The following is a 14,303-nucleotide window of genomic DNA, read 5'->3' as shown; positions in this document are numbered from 1 at the left end:
TGCATCACTCCCCCAGTACCGCTTGAATATAAATCGATGGGTCAACTAATGGATCGACCGCCTTTTCAATCAGCGGATACATACCTTCTGAAAAGATACCATAAGCGACAGAAATCGCGAGCAACATCAAGACGGGTACCATCATTTTTCGGTACGGAATATCCAGTTTAAACGTGCCTTTTTTCTCGCCCCAGAACCCTTTGGAGAAAATTTTGATCATCGAAAGGAGGACGAACAGGCTAGAAAGCAGGACGACGATTCCGCCGACATAATTCTGAACGGAAAAAGCGCCTTCCACGATTAAAAGTTTGCCAATAAAGCCGCTGAGAGGTGGAATACCAGCAAGACCAAGCGCTCCGATAAAGAACGTCCAGCCGAGCGATGGTTTTACGCTCATGAGACCGCTGAATTTTTTGATGTTAGAAAAGCCGGTAATCGCAATGATAGTGCCAATAACGAGAAACAGTGTCCCTTTAATCAGCATATCGTGAATCAGATAGAAAATCGCACCAGTCATGGCTTCGCGGGTCATCAGTGAGACACTGAATAGAATCACACCAACCGCGATTAAAATATTGTAAATCATAATCGTTTTCATATCATTATAACTAATCGCGCCAATGACGCCGAGCACAATCGTAATGAGCGCGAGCGTCGACAACAGCGGTAGCGCAAAACTTGTCTCGTTGTAGAAGAACAGCGTATACACCCGAATAATCGCGTAAACTCCGACTTTTGTAAGCAAAGCGCCAAACAAAGCAAGCACTGGAATCGGCGGTGCAAAATAGGAGCCCGGTAACCAGAAGTATAACGGGAAAATCCCAGCTTTTAGTCCAAATACAAACAAGAATAACACCGCCACAACCGTAATCATTCCCGTATTTCCGCCATGAATCTCAGAAATTTTTTGCGAGATATCCGCCATGTTCAGCGTGCCTACCATCGAGTACATGAGAGCAATTGCCATGACCAGAAAGGCCGAACCAATCACATTAATAAGCAAATACTTGACCGTCGCTTTCAGCTGAACCTTAGTCCCACCTAACACGAGTAACACGTAAGACGCCATCAACATCACTTCAAAGAAAACAAATAAGTTGAAAATATCTCCCGTCAAGAATGAGCCGTTAACACCGACAATCATAAATAACACAGCCGGATAATACAGAAATCGTTCTCGAGGTTTCCCAATAGAATAGAAAGAATAAATCAGCGTAGCAAGAAGCACAAGGCTTGTCGTGCTCACCAGCAGAATCGCTAGCATGTCGCCAACAATCGAAATCCCATAAGGTGCCGGCCAATTTCCAAGCGTTACAACAAGAATCCCATTTTGATAGACGTAATAAACGAGAAAAATATTAGCACCAATCAACACAACGCTCGTAATCACAGCAAGCACGCGTTGCACCATCACTTTTCGTGGTAACAACATCAAGAAAATGGCGCCGAAAAACGGAATCAAGATGGGCATTAAAACAAGGTTAGTCATCATCAGATTCATGCCCCCTTGTCTTCGAAACGCTCTCGCTATCCAGTTCTTGATAAGCCCGATAAGCAAGGACTAAGAAGAACGCTGTCACACCAAAACTAATAACAATCGCCGTTAAAATGAGTGCTTGCGGCAATGGATCATTGTAAGCAGAAAGCCCAGGTGTATCAAGCAGAGGAGCCTTCCCTTTTTTCAAGCCGCCCATCGTCAAAATAAGCAGGTTGACTCCGTGGCTCAATATCGCCGTTCCAAGAATAATACGCAACAAACTTTTTGAAAGAATGAGGTAAGTGGCTGCCATAAACATGAGCCCAATTAAAATCGACATCAACAGTTCCATCTAGTCACTCTCCCCAATCGTCTGAATTATCGTAAGCGTCACACCAACAACGACCAGATAAACACCTAAGTCAAAAATCGTCGCCGTGTGAAGCGATGTGTCACCAAGAATCGGCAAATCCACATGACCGAATTTATGTGTCAAAAATGGATCGCCGGTAAAAATCCCAATCATGCCAGTACCGACAGCGAATAGCAAGCCGATCCCAGTCATCATAATCGTGTTAATATTTAACATACTTTTCACTGTCTGCGTGTCATATGCAATCAATGTCAGCGTAATCGCACCAGCAGAAGTAAGACCAGCAACGAAGCCACCGCCAGGATTGTAATGCCCAGCTAAGAACAGATGCAGCGAGAATAGGAAAATAATAAAGACAACAACCTTGGTTACATTACGCAGCAATACGTCATTTGTTTTCATTTTTCCCCCTCCTAGCTAATCGTAATTTTATCATTCCAAAAATACCAATGGATGCAATCGCGAGCACAGCCGTTTCGAACAGCGTATCAAAGCCGCGGAAATCGACCAGAATAACGTTGACGATATTTTTCCCAGCAGCTTTCGTGTACGTATTATCAATATAATACTGCGAAATCGAATCGTAAAAAGTCGTGTCATAAGCCGAAAGCGAAATCAAGAAAACCACAAGCCCAACACCGATACTAATAAACGTCTTCACAGAAAGCCATCGCGGTTTCTCTTCAATATTACTAAACTGTGGCAGATGATAGAAGACGAGCAAGTAAAGCACCACCGAAATCGTCTCAATCACGAGCTGTGTCAATGCAAGATCGGGCGCCCGAGCAATAATGAAGAAGATACTAATCGTATAACCCATTGCGCCAAGCAAAATAATGGAGGTAATTCGCGACTTCGAAAACACCATACCAATAAGCGTTATAATCACGACAAGTGTTAAAACGACGTCCATCATCGTCACACGCGAAATCGCTGAAAGGTCGAAATTAAGCGCATCCGTCGCAAAAATCGTACCGAGCATCAAAATAATGAAAGCCGTCAACATGTAGTTCAAATAAGTCCGCAACCAGCCAGTCATTACCCACAAAGTGAAGCGATACGAGCCCTGCTCCATATAGTACATACTATTATCATACGCCTTGCCCCAACGGAAAAATGCCGGAACTTTCTCTGCAATAAAAGGTTTCCACCAATTCGCCGTCTTGTATAGGAGAATCCCTAAAATAATAACGCCAGCTGTCATCAATAAAGCCATCGTGAAGCCATGCCAGAAACTAATATGAATCGAATAATCCGTCCCATAAAGCGAAGGCATAATCGATTTCACGGCAGGTTCAAGGAGCGGTTTTGAAATCAAATTCGGGAAAATTCCCGTGATAACGACAAGCGCTGACAGAATCATTGGTGGTAATAATAAACCAATCGGAGCTTCGTGCGGCTTTTTCGGCAACAAATGCGGTTTGAATTTGCCACCAAAGGTTTTGAAGAAAATAATCATACTATAAACAAAGGTGAAAATGCTCCCAATCCAAGCAATGACTGGCAAAATCACGCCCCATGTCTCCGCATGAAATAGATTCAGCGAGGCCACATCAACCATGCTCTGGAAAAACATTTCTTTGCTCAAAAAACCATTGAAAGGCGGCAAACCAGCCATCGCAAACGTTCCAATAAAAGCAATCGTCGCGGTAATCGGCATAATCTGCATCAAGCCACCGAGGCGCCGAATATCCCGCGTCCCAGTCTCATGATCGACAATCCCGACCATCATGAACAAACTACCTTTAAATGTGGCGTGGTTAAACAGATGGAATACTGCAGCCACAATCGCGCCAATATAAATGTTATCATTCCAAGAATCAAAATGAAGCGCAGCAGCCCCGACACCAAGTAGCGTCATAATCAAGCCTAGCTGACTAATTGTAGAATAAGCCAAAATCGCCTTCAAATCAGTTTTCTTCGTCGCCGTAATCGAACCCCAGAATAGCGTCACAATCCCAACCAACGAAATCGTCCAAAACCAGGCCCCTGACACTGCAAAGAGGGGTGTAAAGCGAGCAACCAGATAAATCCCAGCCTTAACCATTGTCGCCGAATGCAAATACGCACTAACTGGCGTCGGCGCTTCCATCGCGTCAGGCAACCAAATATGAAATGGAACTTGCGCTGATTTTGTGAAAGCTCCCAGCAAAATAAAAATCATGGCTGGAATAAAGAGTGAGCTACTCTGAACAAGCGCGGCCTCCGAAATTATTTCGCGTAATGAGAACGAGCCTGTAATAAGGTGAAGTAATAAAATCCCACCGAGGAGCATTAGGCCTCCGAATACGGTGATAAGTAATGATTTTCGCGCGCCATAACGCGATCTTTCCCGATGATACCAATACCCGATTAATAGGAATGAGCTAATCGACGTCATTTCCCAGAATAAATAGAGTACAACCAAATTATCACTGAGTACAACTCCAAGCATGGCTGTCATGAAAATAAACAAAAATGCATAAAAATTGTTTAAACGCTCCTTCTTTTTACCTAAGTAGAAAATAGAGTAAAACGTAACGAGCGACCCAATCCCTGTAATAAGCAAAGCAAATAATAAGCTGAGCCCATCAACAACGACAGTGAAATTAATACCAAGTGATGGAATCCAAGGCATCGTCTGCGTGACAACCCCGTCCATCGTTTGCGGAATAAACGTCAAAAAGTAGATAAATAAGATGACAGGAATCGGCAAAACGATCCATCCAGTATGCAGTTGTTTAGTCCATCGATAAAAAATGGGAATAAGCATGGCCATGAGAAATGGCAAGAAAATGGCGAGGTGTAGAAATGACAAAAGTTCTCCCTCCTTGGTGAAAATAAGATATAACATGACGAAACATCACAATTTATTATGAAAGCATAGAAGCTTCAATTGAAAACCCGAAGATAAAGAATAGGCTGTGATTCTGTGCTCGTGGGTATGTCTCACAAAATAAAGACATGGAACACGCGTTGTTTGCCACAATTTTTATTATAGCATACTTATTTACCTGAAAAAAAGGGTAGAAACTTGATTAGCTTGTGAAAACAGGGATATTTTCCGAATTCTATAAATATGAAGAAAGATGAAAAATAAAAAAATCGTTGCTCCAAGAAAAAAACAACGATCATGAAATTAATCCACATTCACATGACGTTTTCGATCAGATCTCAAGCTAAGCCAAAGCAACACAAATGCCACAACAAACATAAAACTAGTAAAGACAAAAACATTGCTCATCCCAACAAAGCCAGCCATCGTCCCACCAAGAATAGGCCCAATTACATTACCGAGAAAACGAGCACTTTGGTTATAGCCAAGCATCTCGCCCTGCATCTGACCTGGAGCAGACAACCGAATGTAAGCCGTAACACAAGGGACCATCCCACCAATCGCGATACCAAACAAGAATCGGAAGAAAATAAACAACCACAAATTCGGAACAAAAGCCTGCGGTAAAACAAAGAGCGCCGCCATAATCAGCAAGATATTCAAAATTTTCTCGTACCCATACTTATCCCCAAGTTCTCCCCATTTTCGCGTCATCACTAAGTTCCCAAAACCCGCCGCCGAAAAAGCAAGTCCAGATAATAACGCCACATTATCCGTATGCGTCAACTCCCCAACATAAAGCGCAAGTAGCGGCTGCACACTAAAATTCGCGACCTGAATGAGCAACGAAATAATCATCACCATCATCAAAACCCGCAACTGAAAAATATGTTTCAGCACTTCCCGACGCGAATACGTCACTTTTTTCACACCCTCTAAATCCGGCCGAACTTCCTTCAAACCAAACGTAACGAGTAGCGCCGCAACAAAAATGGCAATCCCTGTAATAATAAACGTACTCGAAAATCCAAAGAAGTCAGCCAGAGCCCCACCGAGTAGCGGACCAAATAACATGCCAGTTACACCACCCAATTGCAGAGTCCCAAGAACTTTTCCAGCCTCATTCCGATCCGTCTGCCTCGCAATAAACGCATTCGAAATCCCGATAAATCCAGTCACAACCCCCATAAAAATTCGCAAAACCATCATATATGTGACGGAATGAGCATAACCCATAAGGAAAATACTCACACTCATCCCAAAAGCCGTAAACATCAAAATCTTCTTAAAGCCATACTTATCCCCAATGCGTCCCCAAATCGGCGAAAAAATAAAAGCGACTAAAAAAGTCACCCCAAAAATATACCCAGCCCAGCGCTGCACGTATGCCTCGCTATAATCCTCAAACGTTTCAATATACAGCGACAAAAACGGCATAATCATCGTTGTACTCGCTGAAATCAACAAATTCGCCACCATCAAAATATACAGATTCCGTTTTTTAATTGACATAAAAACCATCTCTATTCCTTATTAGTTTCCAAATACCTGATTCCATTATAGAATAAAGGAGCAAAGAAATAAAATAAACAAGCTATAAAAGAGGAGGCAGCATGGTCAAAAAAATTGTTATTTGGGGTGCGGCTAGTATATTATGTATATATCTACTCGCTGTATTTGTGAATTTACTCATAATATGGTTTAAATAAGAGCAGACAATGAGATATAAAAAAGGAGATTAAAAAAATGACATACTATCCACAATTATCAACAGAAGTAGCAGAAAACGAAAAACTGGTGGCGATGGAAACAAATCGCGGAACAATCAAAATTAAACTATTCCCAGAAATCGCACCAAAAGCAGTAGAAAACTTCCTCACACACGCTGAAAATGGTTACTACGAAGGTATCATTTTCCACCGTGTTATTGCTGATTTCATGATTCAAGGCGGCGATCCAGAAGGCGCAGGCTACGGCGGCGAAAGCATATGGGGCGCACCATTCGAAGACGAATTCTCACCAAATGCATTCAACATGCGCGGCGCACTATCCATGGCAAACGCAGGCCCAGGAACAAACGGCAGCCAATTCTTTATTGTAACAAATAAGAATCTACATCCACAAATGGCGAAACAAATGGAATCAGCAGGATTTCCAGCCGAAGTAATTGAAGCCTACAAAGCCGGCGGAACACCGCATCTAGACGGCCGCCACACAGTATTTGGCCAAGTAGTAGAAGGCATGAACGTAGTAGATGAAATAGAGTCCGTAAGCGTAGGCGCCCAAGACAAACCAGTCCACGACGTAACCATCGATAAAATCACCATCCTATAATAAAAATGCAATGCTTCAGCGCGCAGTAATCTTCAGAAAATGAGGATAAGTCACGAAACCCACGCGCGTGCTAAGCTCAATCTTGTGTAAACGCTATACAATGAGTATAATAGAGATATAGCAAAAGCAAGCCACCCTAAAATCGAAAGGAAAGATTTTTGATGAAAAATATCGTATTAGTATGTGCGGCAGGAATGTCCACAAGTTTATTAGTAACAAAAATGCAAAAAGCGGCAGAAGCAAAAGGAATAGAAGCGACAATTGCTGCGTATTCTATTTCTGAAATCAATGGACTTATCGATACAGCAGATGTTGTCTTGCTTGGCCCACAAGTTCGTTACCAAAAATCAACAGTTGATAAATTAGCTGAACCAAAAGGCGTGCCAGTTGATGTTATCGACATGACGGCTTACGGTACAATGAACGGTGAAAAGGTACTTGATCACGCATTGAAATTAATGGGTGAATAATTAATAAACGAATCAAAGCTGGAGTTATTAGTTGGCATATGCCACTTCTGACTTCAGCTTTTTTGGTGTGTAAGTTCTGAAAAAAAGCGATATACCCCAAAAATCATAGGTATATCGCTTTCCTATTAATCCTTCGTCAAAACACCATCCAACATCCGATAAACGTGGTGGCATAAATCCAACATCCGCTCATCATGCGTCACCATAATTACCGCACGTTCCTTACCCTTCACCTCATCACGAAGCAATTCCACGACTTCACGACCTCGAGTAGAATCCAAGCTCGCAGTCGGCTCATCCGCTAAAATCACAGCAGGTTCATTAATCAACGAGCGCGCAATCGCCACCCGCTGTTTCTCACCTCCGGATAAATCTTTCGGATAAAAATGCAAGCGATCACCGAGACCGAGTTGCGTTAGCAATGCCTCACTTTTCTTAGCTACTTCTTGTTTTTCCTGCCCAGCCAATTTACCAATAAACTCAAGTTGCTGTTGCGCCTTCAAATATGGAACAAGATGTGCCGCTTGAAAAATAAATCCGACTTCAGACAAACGTAATTCCGTTTGCGCCTTTTTAGATAGATCACTGATGACTTTCCCGTTAATCGCAATTTTTCCAGAAGTTGGTGTAAGTAGTGCTCCTGCCAAAGACAAGAAAGTACTTTTTCCAGAGCCAGAAGGTCCGACAATCGCAATCAATTCCCCAGCATTCGCTTCAAAATTAGTTTCGCGCAACGCATGAATCGTCGTTGGGCCAGAAGGATAGATTTTCGTTACATTTTCAAATTGTAAAAGAGCTGTCATTATTGATCGCCTCCCCGAATCGCGTCCAGCGCGTCTACTTTAGCAATTTTGATGAGTGATAAAAGTGAACCGATAACCGCTACCGCGAAAAACAGCACACTGTAAAGCGTCATCGTCCAGCCCGTTAAACGAAACGGCATCGCGTCAGGCATAATTGTCGAAAGCCCAGCCGTAGCAGCGATACTAATCCCAATACTCACTACCGAAATCAACACAACTTGTGAAACAACGCTTGCCACCAAGTAACTCGTCTTCGTTCCAAGCGCCTTCAAAATCCCAAATTGTCCTGTTTTTTGCAATGTCATAATATAGAAGAAAGCCGTCAAAATGAAGCCACCAATGACAATCAAGAAGAAAATCATCATGTTTAGCGTCATTTGCTCCGCGGAATAACCAGGAATTTGACCTAGGAAATCTTTATGCGTAATAACCGTCAAATCCTTATTATCGATCGAAACATCCTTATCCGCGTCCTTAGCAAGAATCGCAACTGTACTCGTTTGCGGAATTTTTTGGTGGTAAAGGCTCGGGTTAATCGCTTGCCAAACTGCCATATTCATATAAACAACAGGAGCGTGGCTATATTTCTGGTCCTTCGCAAAACCAATAACAGTCATCTGCTTATTCAAAATGTCGTCTTCAATGACGTCGCCAACTTTTAGATCGCCTTTTAACGAGGAATCTACAATCACGCCGTCCGGTTTGGTCACGCTCATTTGCGAACCAGATGTTACTTTAGGCTCTAAAAAACTGCCAGGTGTAATCGCGAAGACCGCCATACTGAATTTCTTGCCATCTTCTGCACGCTTTAACGTTTGCATCGACTGACCAAGAACAGCGGCATCTTTCACATTTTTATCATCTTTAATATCTGCCAAATCTGATTCAGGAAAAAGCGAACGTTCCACTTTGCCTTGCGCATCTTTGGCCAGAACATAATACGGCACATCATTATTCGCGACAGAAGAAGCATTATCATACGCCAAACCATTCGCTAGCCCCGATAAAAACAAGGATAACAATACAATTAAAATCATAATCCCCGTCACCAAGAAATAACGTAACTTCGAATAAAGCAATTCACGAAGTCCTAAAAACATATATTTTCCAACTCCTCATTTTTTGAATTTTCCTTCTCAAGTATAACAAATAAATCGTGAAAAACCGATCAATGCGTTTTTTGTAGGCCATCTATTAAACAAGCGACCCCTTTTTGCAACGTCTCTTTCGGACAAGCAATATTTAAACGAACGAAGCCCGAACCCGCGACACCAAAATCAGATCCCATCTGCACACCAACCCCTGCATCAATCAAATTCTGATAGATTGTTTTATCATCCAAACCGAGCGCCCGGCAATCCAGCCACATCAAATAAGTAGCCTCAAGCCTCGTTACCCCAATAGTCGGGCAATGTTTTTCAATCTCAGCCTTCGTATAGTGATAGTTCCCAAAAATATAATCGCGCAACTCATCCACCCATTCAGCGCCAAAACGATAAGCCGCTTCCATGCCAACTGCGCCAAACGAATTCAGCTCGGGCCGTGATGTATACTTCGCCTCGTACTCAAATTTTTTCTGGAATTCCGGATTTGTCGTAATAAAAAAGGATGCCTTGATTCCAGCTAAATTAAACGTTTTTGTTGGCGCCATCAATGTAATGATTTGTGCCGCGTAATCGGGAGTCGCAACAGCAAGCGGCGTATGTGTCACACCAGGCATCGTCAAATCCGAATGAATCTCATCCGAAATGATCGGCACACCATAGCGTTCACAAAGCGCGACCATTTTTTGAAGCTCCTCAGGGGTCCAACTACGGCAACCAGGATTATGCGGATTACAGAGAATAAACAACTCTACCTGCTTCACTTTTTCCTCAAAATCAGCCCAATCTACCTGATACGAACCATCTTCATAAATCAGCGGAGTCAGTGTAACAACGCGCTCCGTTTGTGCAGTCACCAAGAAGAAAGGGTGATACACCGGCGAATGCATCAAAACCGCGTCCCCTTTTTCCGTTAACGAACGAATCGCCATAGATATAGAAGGAACAACCGCAGCATTCAAAAAAATAGCAGATTCATCGACTGTGTAACCGTGGCGTGTAGCCAACCAATTCACAATGCTAGGCTTTAATCCAGGAACCGTCATCGAGTAGCCAAAAATCCCGTGGTCTAGCAATTTTTGAAAGGCTTGGTGAACAGCATACGGCGGCTTGAAATCCATATCGGCCACCCACATCGGTATAATATCTTCCGTTCCAAATAAATTCTTCACATCGTCCCATTTCTCGCTGTTTGTCCCAATACGCGGGATTACTTCATCAAAATGACTCATCACTAAATCCTCCTCAAAAAATACGCTTTTCAGTCCCATTGTATCATAATCTCATACGAAACAATGTTTAAAATCAAATCTAATAATTGTGTATTTTGAGGCGTAGTGATATAATTTGTAATTATTGAAAGTCAGAAAGTAGGAATAGAGAATGAGTGAATTTAAAGTTGGCGATATTATTACAGGTAAGGTAGCAGGAATTCAAGGCTACGGCGCGTTCATCGCATTGGACGACAAAACGCAAGGATTAGTACACATTTCAGAAATCCACCACGGTTTTGTAAAAGATGTGCATGAATTTTTAGAAGTTGGACAAGAAGTAAAAGTCAAAATTCTAGAAATCAATAATGAAACAAATAAAATCAGCTTATCGATCCGCGCGACGGAAGAAGCACCTGCAAAAGCAAAACAAGAATCAAAACGTCCACAGCAACAACAAATGTCATCAGGACCAGACGAAGGCTTCAATACCTTGCGCGACAAACTACAAGAGTGGGTAGACAAAGCAGACAAGTAAACCAATGAACCTTAGGAGACTTCGCGCAGGAGTTTCCTAATCATAAGGTTTTCTGTTTTTAATTAACAAACATTTTAGACAACATAGTTAATGATTGCTTCGTGGATTTGAATTTTTAGATAATTTTAAATATAAGGCCTTAAGGGAGGTTTGTTCATGAAGAGGGTACTGTTAGTGAAGGGATTTATTTACAACGAAAAAAAGGATGACATTCTACTTGTGAAAAATCGCGATTTAAAATGGTCATTTCCAGGAGGTCGGGTCGAAACCGATCAAACACTGGAACAAGCGCTAATCTCAAAAGTGAAGCAACAAACAGGGATAAACTGTACAATTGATAGCTTATTGTATGTCAAAGAACGCAGAACTGCTTGGGAACATGTCTGCTTATTTGTCTATAAAGCAACCGCGACAGGAGATTTTCTCACGGTGGAGAAAGATGATAGCGTTTTTCATGCACGATGGACCTCGATTCCTCAAGCTGATGACCTACTTCAAGAACAAGACGTCGCCATCAACAAACTAGTTTTAGAAAATGGCGTTCCGTATATTTTACCACAAGAAAATTAGGACACACTATTCTTGCTAAATTGGCACGGTTGATATAAAGTAAGTACTATAAATAGGCACTAAATTTGGAGGGAAAATGATGACACATATCCAATTTGATTATTCAAACGCATTGAAATTTTTCGAGCAACATGAAATCGACTATTTACAACCAGCTGTCACAGCAGCACATGAAGCACTACATAATGGCACTGGCGCAGGAAACGAGTATCTGGGATGGATCAACCTACCCCGCGATTACGACAAAGAAGAATTCGCCCGCATCCAAAAAGCAGCAGCAAAAATTAAAGCAGATTCTGAAGTTCTAATCGTTATTGGTATCGGCGGTTCGTATCTTGGTGCACGTGCCGCGATTGAAACGCTAAATCACGCATTTTATAATGTACTAGACAAAGAGAAACGCCAAGCGCCGCAAGTATTTTTCGCAGGGAACAGTATTAGTTCAAGCTATTTACACGACCTCATCGACGTGATTGATGGCAAAGACTTCTCGGTTAACGTTATTTCTAAATCTGGTACAACAACAGAACCGGCAATCGCCTTCCGCGTATTCAAGGAACTTTTAGAAAAGAAATACGGTAAAGAAGAAGCGAAATCTCGCATTTACGCAACAACCGATAAAGCAAAAGGTGCATTGAAAGAACTGTCAAACTCAGAAGGATACGAAACATTCGTCGTTCCAGATGATGTTGGCGGTCGTTTCTCCGTACTTACAGCTGTTGGACTATTACCAATATCAGCAAGTGGCGTAGATATCGAAGCAATGATGAAAGGCGCTGACGCAGCTCGTGCCGATTTCAGTAGCCCAGAATTAGATAAAAACATCGCTTACCAATATGCAGCAGCCCGCAACGTGCTCTACCGCAAAGGTAAAGTCACTGAGTTGCTTATTAACTATGAACCAGGCTTACAATACTTCAACGAGTGGTGGAAACAACTATTCGGCGAAAGTGAAGGTAAAGACCAAAAAGGAATCTATCCATCCAGCGCCAACTTCTCTACAGACCTACATTCCTTAGGTCAATACATCCAAGAAGGACGCCGCAACATTTTCGAAACAGTTGTAAAAGTAGCAAAAGCCCGTCACGAAATAACAATCAATAAAGAAGATAATGATCTTGATGGACTCAACTATCTAGCAGGGGAAACCGTGGACTATGTAAACGACAAAGCTTTCCAAGGGACCCTACTTGCACATACAGATGGAGATGTACCTAATTTTGTAGTAGAAATTCCATCACTAGACGCCTATTCATTCGGATATCTAGTGTACTTCTTTGAAATCGCAGTCGGTGTGAGTGGCTACCTAAATGGTGTAAATCCATTCGACCAACCAGGAGTAGAAGCTTATAAAGCCAACATGTTTGCGTTACTAGGCAAACCAGGCTACGAAGAAATGAAAGCAGAACTAGAAAAACGCTTGAAATAATATCTCAAATCTGCGTGAAACCTCCAGAACTTAGGGAAGTGCCACGCAGATTTTTTAGTTAGTCACATCACGAAAGGAGAAAAAGATGCTTTCCATTGAACGCAAACAAGCCATCTTAAACTACGTAAAAAATAAAAAAATAGCTAGCGTCAATGAACTAGCTCGTCATTTCAAAGTCCACGAAGTCACAATTCGCCGCGATTTAACAACCCTAGAAAACGAAAAAAAACTAAAGCGAACACATGGCGGCGTCATGATAGAAGAAAAAATCATATCTGAACCAGATTTCCAAAAACGTGAAGAAGTCCAATTTAAGGAAAAACAACGCATTGCATCCTATGCTTCATCCCTTATCGAGGATGGAGATACAATCATTCTTGATTCAGGTACGACAACAGGCCACATTGCTAGAGCTATCCAAGACCGCACAAAACTAACGGTTATCACAAACGACATCAATGTAGCCACCATTCTACGCCATTCTTCTATCAAAGTCATTGTTACAGGTGGTGTTCTATATCCTGAAACTTATATGCTAAATGGTATGATTACCGAAGAAACCCTACGGAATTTACATGTTCATAAGGCATTCGTCACGACACCAGCTATCGATCTGGAAAAAGGTCTCATGCACTACGACGAGTATCTAGTACCAGCAAAAATCCAGATGCTCCATTCAGCAACCGAAGTTTTCCTAGTAACAGACCACACCAAGTTTGGAAGAATATCACTGTACAAATACGCAGATTTTATTGACATTACTAGTATTATCACAGGAATAGAATTAGATTCTTCATTAAAGGACCGTTTTTTAGAGAAGGGCTTGATTATCCATACAACCTAGTGAATATACAAAGGAATAAATAATTAAAAATAAATTTGTGAAATACTATTGCGTTTATAGAATATACATGGTATTCTAGTTATCGTGCCTCTTATAAGTAACTAGAAAAACGGCTAATAGCAAAGGATTTCCAAGCTTCATGGTTGAAAATCAGCTAAAAAACAGTAATTAAACTTTTATTCAAAAAAAAGATAAAAACTGTTGACAAAGATTAGCCCTAATGATACTATAAGAAGGTCGCTGCTAGATGAAAGCGAATGAGAGATTGACCTTTGAAAACTGAACAGAAACAAAGATAAAACCAATAGAGACAGTGATGTTTCTAGGTAAGAATCG

At 41.7% G+C, this 14,303-nt stretch carries 14 protein-coding genes; 6 read left to right on the top strand and 8 right to left on the bottom strand.

The genetic code is table 11. The features are described 5' to 3' along the window. Nucleotides 1-4 precede the first annotated feature (4 nt). The 5 genes from HCJ66_RS15280 to HCJ66_RS15260 all read right to left on the bottom strand — a co-directional run bounded on the left by HCJ66_RS15280 (nucleotide 5) and on the right by HCJ66_RS15260 (nucleotide 6,177). Nucleotides 5-1,489 (bottom strand): Na+/H+ antiporter subunit D, encoded by a 1,485-nt coding sequence (locus HCJ66_RS15280; protein ID WP_187133933.1) that lies wholly within the window; start codon nucleotides 1,487-1,489, stop codon nucleotides 5-7. After that, entirely contained in the window at nucleotides 1,482-1,829 is a 348-nt protein-coding gene (locus tag HCJ66_RS15275) for a Na(+)/H(+) antiporter subunit C (RefSeq protein WP_036095138.1), read from the bottom strand. The genes HCJ66_RS15280 and HCJ66_RS15275 overlap by 8 nt, the downstream gene beginning before the upstream one ends. Continuing rightward, nucleotides 1,830-2,252, bottom strand: a complete 423-nt coding sequence (locus HCJ66_RS15270; protein ID WP_187133919.1) for a Na(+)/H(+) antiporter subunit B — start codon at nucleotides 2,250-2,252, stop codon at nucleotides 1,830-1,832. Further along, a complete protein-coding gene (locus HCJ66_RS15265; protein WP_187133918.1) occupies nucleotides 2,239-4,647 on the bottom strand; it encodes a Na+/H+ antiporter subunit A in 2,409 nt (802 codons plus the stop codon). The genes HCJ66_RS15270 and HCJ66_RS15265 overlap by 14 nt, the downstream gene beginning before the upstream one ends. Before the next feature lie 321 nt (nucleotides 4,648-4,968). Beyond that, nucleotides 4,969-6,177: a lmo2377 family MFS transporter gene (locus HCJ66_RS15260; protein WP_187133917.1), complete on the bottom strand. Its 1,209-nt coding sequence runs from the start codon at nucleotides 6,175-6,177 to the stop codon at nucleotides 4,969-4,971. 234 nt (nucleotides 6,178-6,411) lie between these two features. Between HCJ66_RS15260 and HCJ66_RS15255 the strand changes: the two genes are divergently transcribed. Beyond that, complete coding sequence (locus tag HCJ66_RS15255) at nucleotides 6,412-6,999, top strand: peptidylprolyl isomerase (protein WP_187133916.1); 588 nt, start codon at nucleotides 6,412-6,414, stop codon at nucleotides 6,997-6,999. Between the two features lie 161 nt (nucleotides 7,000-7,160). Further along, nucleotides 7,161-7,469 carry a PTS sugar transporter subunit IIB gene (locus tag HCJ66_RS15250; protein WP_036063597.1) on the top strand — a complete coding sequence of 103 codons (309 nt, stop codon included), beginning with the start codon at nucleotides 7,161-7,163 and terminating at the stop codon, nucleotides 7,467-7,469. Nucleotides 7,470-7,594: 125 nt separating this feature from the next. Here HCJ66_RS15250 and HCJ66_RS15245 read toward each other — a convergent pair whose 3' ends face one another. From HCJ66_RS15245 to HCJ66_RS15235, 3 genes are all read right to left on the bottom strand, one after another. Next, the gene (locus HCJ66_RS15245) at nucleotides 7,595-8,272 is read right to left on the bottom strand and encodes an ABC transporter ATP-binding protein (RefSeq protein WP_187133915.1); all 678 of its coding nucleotides are present in this window, start codon (nucleotides 8,270-8,272) and stop codon (nucleotides 7,595-7,597) included. Beyond that, nucleotides 8,272-9,372 carry an ABC transporter permease gene (locus HCJ66_RS15240; RefSeq protein ID WP_187133914.1) on the bottom strand — a complete coding sequence of 367 codons (1,101 nt, stop codon included), beginning with the start codon at nucleotides 9,370-9,372 and terminating at the stop codon, nucleotides 8,272-8,274. The genes HCJ66_RS15245 and HCJ66_RS15240 overlap by 1 nt, the downstream gene beginning before the upstream one ends. A 68-nt stretch (nucleotides 9,373-9,440) precedes the next feature. Beyond that, a complete protein-coding gene (locus HCJ66_RS15235; RefSeq protein ID WP_187133913.1) occupies nucleotides 9,441-10,607 on the bottom strand; it encodes a MalY/PatB family protein in 1,167 nt (388 codons plus the stop codon). Between the two features lie 151 nt (nucleotides 10,608-10,758). Here HCJ66_RS15235 and yugI point away from each other — a divergent pair, with 151 nt between their 5' ends. From yugI to HCJ66_RS15215, 4 genes are all read left to right on the top strand, one after another. Continuing rightward, on the top strand, nucleotides 10,759-11,124 hold the full coding sequence (gene yugI / locus HCJ66_RS15230) for a S1 domain-containing post-transcriptional regulator GSP13 (protein WP_187133912.1): 366 nt from the start codon (nucleotides 10,759-10,761) through the stop codon (nucleotides 11,122-11,124). 156 nt (nucleotides 11,125-11,280) lie between these two features. Then, nucleotides 11,281-11,694, top strand: coding sequence for an NUDIX hydrolase (locus tag HCJ66_RS15225; protein WP_181676880.1), 414 nt, complete (start codon nucleotides 11,281-11,283; stop codon nucleotides 11,692-11,694). A gap of 79 nt (nucleotides 11,695-11,773) precedes the next feature. Beyond that, a complete protein-coding gene (locus HCJ66_RS15220; RefSeq protein WP_187133932.1) occupies nucleotides 11,774-13,123 on the top strand; it encodes a glucose-6-phosphate isomerase in 1,350 nt (449 codons plus the stop codon). 85 nt (nucleotides 13,124-13,208) lie between these two features. Beyond that, complete coding sequence (locus HCJ66_RS15215) at nucleotides 13,209-13,967, top strand: DeoR/GlpR family DNA-binding transcription regulator (protein ID WP_187133911.1); 759 nt, start codon at nucleotides 13,209-13,211, stop codon at nucleotides 13,965-13,967. The last annotated feature ends 336 nt before the right edge of the window (nucleotides 13,968-14,303 follow it).

It is taken from the genome of Paenilisteria portnoyi (genome assembly GCF_014322795.1).
Taxonomy (GTDB): Bacteria; Bacillota; Bacilli; order Lactobacillales; family Listeriaceae; genus Listeria_A; species Listeria_A portnoyi.
Note: the sequence above shows the minus strand (reverse complement) of the source record. Positions and strands in the feature narration are given on the sequence as shown.

Bases quoted from the DNA above. Each gene is read 5' to 3' on its own strand.
- HCJ66_RS15280 (WP_187133933.1), bottom strand. From the start codon at position 1,489: ATGACTAACCTTGTTTTAATGCCCATCTTGATTCCGTTTTTCGGCGCC.
- HCJ66_RS15275 (WP_036095138.1), bottom strand. From the start codon at position 1,829: ATGGAACTGTTGATGTCGATTTTAATTGGGCTCATGTTTATGGCAGCC.
- HCJ66_RS15270 (WP_187133919.1), bottom strand. From the start codon at position 2,252: ATGAAAACAAATGACGTATTGCTGCGTAATGTAACCAAGGTTGTTGTC.
- HCJ66_RS15260 (WP_187133917.1), bottom strand. From the start codon at position 6,177: ATGTCAATTAAAAAACGGAATCTGTATATTTTGATGGTGGCGAATTTG.
- HCJ66_RS15255 (WP_187133916.1), top strand. From the start codon at position 6,412: ATGACATACTATCCACAATTATCAACAGAAGTAGCAGAAAACGAAAAA.
- HCJ66_RS15250 (WP_036063597.1), top strand. From the start codon at position 7,161: ATGAAAAATATCGTATTAGTATGTGCGGCAGGAATGTCCACAAGTTTA.
- HCJ66_RS15245 (WP_187133915.1), bottom strand. From the start codon at position 8,272: ATGACAGCTCTTTTACAATTTGAAAATGTAACGAAAATCTATCCTTCT.
- HCJ66_RS15240 (WP_187133914.1), bottom strand. From the start codon at position 9,372: ATGTTTTTAGGACTTCGTGAATTGCTTTATTCGAAGTTACGTTATTTC.
- HCJ66_RS15235 (WP_187133913.1), bottom strand. From the start codon at position 10,607: ATGAGTCATTTTGATGAAGTAATCCCGCGTATTGGGACAAACAGCGAG.
- yugI (WP_187133912.1), top strand. From the start codon at position 10,759: ATGAGTGAATTTAAAGTTGGCGATATTATTACAGGTAAGGTAGCAGGA.
- HCJ66_RS15225 (WP_181676880.1), top strand. From the start codon at position 11,281: ATGAAGAGGGTACTGTTAGTGAAGGGATTTATTTACAACGAAAAAAAG.
- HCJ66_RS15220 (WP_187133932.1), top strand. From the start codon at position 11,774: ATGACACATATCCAATTTGATTATTCAAACGCATTGAAATTTTTCGAG.
- HCJ66_RS15215 (WP_187133911.1), top strand. From the start codon at position 13,209: ATGCTTTCCATTGAACGCAAACAAGCCATCTTAAACTACGTAAAAAAT.